The following is a 2,240-nucleotide window of genomic DNA, read 5'->3' on the forward strand; positions in this document are numbered from 1 at the left end:
CGGCCGAGGATATCGGCAAGTTCCCCAACCAGAACGTGGCGGAGGCGCTGCAACTGGTCACCGGCATCACCATGACCCGCAGCCGCAGCGAGGGCCTGGACATCGCCGTCCGGGGCTTCGCGTCCAACTTCCAGACCACGCAACTGAACGGCCGCAGCATCGCGGTGAATGAGAACGTGGAAAACGGCGGCGTGAACGGCCGGCAGTTCCGCTATGACGTCCTGCCGTCCGAGCTGGTATCGCGCATCGATGTCCAAAAGTCGCCCACCGCCGATATGAACGAGGGCGCCATCGGCGGCAACATCAACGTCCTGACCTTCCACCCCTTCGACTTAGGCACCACCGCCAGCGTCAACGCCCAGGGCAGCTATTCCGACNTGCGTGACCGGATCGACCCGTCCGTGTCCGGCATCGCCTCCTGGGGTGAACGCCAACCGGGACCTGGGCGTGCTGCTGGCCGCCTCCTACATGGAGCGGTCGGTGCGGCAGGATCGCGAGTACAGCACGGGCTGGCAGATCACCAAGGCCTGGGATCCCTATTTCGGCGGCGACACCTGGACGCCCACCCGCATCCGCCCCACCATCGAGCAGGAGGATCGCCGCCGCTACACGGTGGACGGCGCCTTGCAGTGGCAGCCCAACGAGCATTGGGAAACCAATGTCGACCTGCTGTTTTCCCGCCTGAAGGACAATTACGACGAGTACGGCATCGACTTCTATCCGGGCGACAGCGCGGTGAAGCCGGCGGCCGGCACCTTCACCGTCAGTGACGGCACGATGGTACGCGGCACCTTGAACAACGTCTTCACCATGGCCTCCCGCGAGACGTCCGGCCAGCGCCACGACCTGTTCGTCGCCGGCCTGAACCAGAAGTGGACCGACGGCCCCTGGACCGTGGACGGCGACTTCTCTTACTCCTCCGCCCACAGCGTCACCGACGACCCCATCCACCGCACCCGTCTGCAGACCTACCTGCCGCTGACGATGGATTTCACCCGGGGGTATGAGGCCGCCTATGACCTGATCACCCCGGTCAACCTCAACAGCCCCGGCAGCTATGTCGGCCGCCGCCTGGAATACCGGGATGAGGACAGCAAGGACTACGATTGGGGCGGACGGCTGGACATCACCCGGGACCTGAACATCGGCCCCCTGTCCAGCCTGGTACTGGGCGGTGAATACCGTGAGCGGGAGCGCGACTATTTCCGCCGCGACCTGGTGAGCGAAGCGGGGGTCAAGGGTGTGGCCGGCGGGGCCTTCCCCTCCTCGCTGTTCCAGTCCTTCCCCTATTCCGACTTCATGAGCGGCTTCAGCGGCAATTTCCCACGCACCTGGCTGGTGCCGAACGGTCGCGCCTTCTTCGCCAACTACTTCGACAATTCGCTGCTGGACGCGCCGCTGACCGCCGCCGACCTCGCCAACGGCTTCAAGGTGACGGAGGAGACGACCGCGGGCTACGGCCGCCTGAACATGAAAGCCGACTTGGCCGGTATTCCGACGTGGTGACCGCCATCCTGGACCTGCTGGACCGGCCGCCGGCCCCGGATGCCGCCTGGGATGCCGCCCGGCCCGACCCCGCCAGCAGCGGCGCCGCCCCCTACCGCCTGTACAATGTCGGCAGCGATCGGCCGGTGGAGCTGATGCGCTACGTCCGCCTGCTGGAGGAGAAGCTGGGCATGACGGCGGACATCCGCCTGCTGCCCATCCAGCCGGGCGACGTGCCGGCCACCTGGGCCGACATCGACGACCTGGCCCGCGACATCGGCTACGCCCCGGCGACACCGGTGGAGGTGGGGGTGGAGCGTTTCGTCGCGTGGTTCCGGGAGTATCACGCCAGCCGGCAGCCGGCGGCGTGACCCCCATACCCCGCGCGACCGATCAGGTGATGTCGACCGCGTCCAGCACCATGGCCGTACGGTCGGCCAGGTCACCGATCTTGGAGACGTAGTTCAGGAAGTGCGGGGTCTGGCGGTGCGCCGCGACGGCGGCGTTGTCCACGTACAGCTCATCCAGCACGAAGCGGTCAGGGTTGGCCTGGTCCTGCCAGATGTCCCAGCGCAGGTTGCCCGCCTCCGCCCGGCAGGGGTCGAGCATGCCGCCCAGCAAGGCCCTCAGCTCATCACGCTTGCCCGGCTTCGCGACAAGGATGGCGGTGATCTTCACAGGGTGGACATGGGTTCCCTTTCTTTTCTGTGATGGGTCTTTCCGATGGGCATGCGGGGCCGGGGAGGCCCCGCCCG

3 protein-coding genes and 1 pseudogene are annotated in these 2,240 nt (G+C 66.9%); 3 read left to right on the forward strand and 1 reads right to left on the reverse strand.

The features are described 5' to 3' along the window. Window positions 1-35 precede the first annotated feature (35 nt). The 3 genes and pseudogenes from I55_RS39595 to I55_RS27660 form a co-directional block, all read left to right on the forward strand. Window positions 36-239, forward strand: a pseudogene (locus I55_RS39595) (TonB-dependent receptor plug domain-containing protein); the annotation flags it as partial. Window positions 240-423: 184 nt separating this feature from the next. After that, window positions 424-1,506 carry a hypothetical protein gene (locus I55_RS38740; RefSeq protein WP_049974566.1) on the forward strand — a complete coding sequence of 361 codons (1,083 nt, stop codon included), beginning with the start codon at window positions 424-426 and terminating at the stop codon, window positions 1,504-1,506. Further along, a complete protein-coding gene (locus I55_RS27660; protein ID WP_049974567.1) occupies window positions 1,500-1,856 on the forward strand; it encodes a hypothetical protein in 357 nt (118 codons plus the stop codon). Before I55_RS38740 ends, I55_RS27660 begins: the two co-directional genes overlap by 7 nt. A gap of 22 nt (window positions 1,857-1,878) precedes the next feature. Here I55_RS27660 and I55_RS27665 read toward each other — a convergent pair. Then, a partial coding sequence (locus I55_RS27665; RefSeq protein WP_211100324.1) for a putative quinol monooxygenase occupies window positions 1,879-2,240 on the reverse strand: 362 nt, incomplete at its 5' end.

Origin of the sequence: Azospirillum sp. B4, assembly GCF_000333275.1 — a bacterium.
GTDB lineage: Bacteria > Pseudomonadota > Alphaproteobacteria > Azospirillales > Azospirillaceae > Nitrospirillum.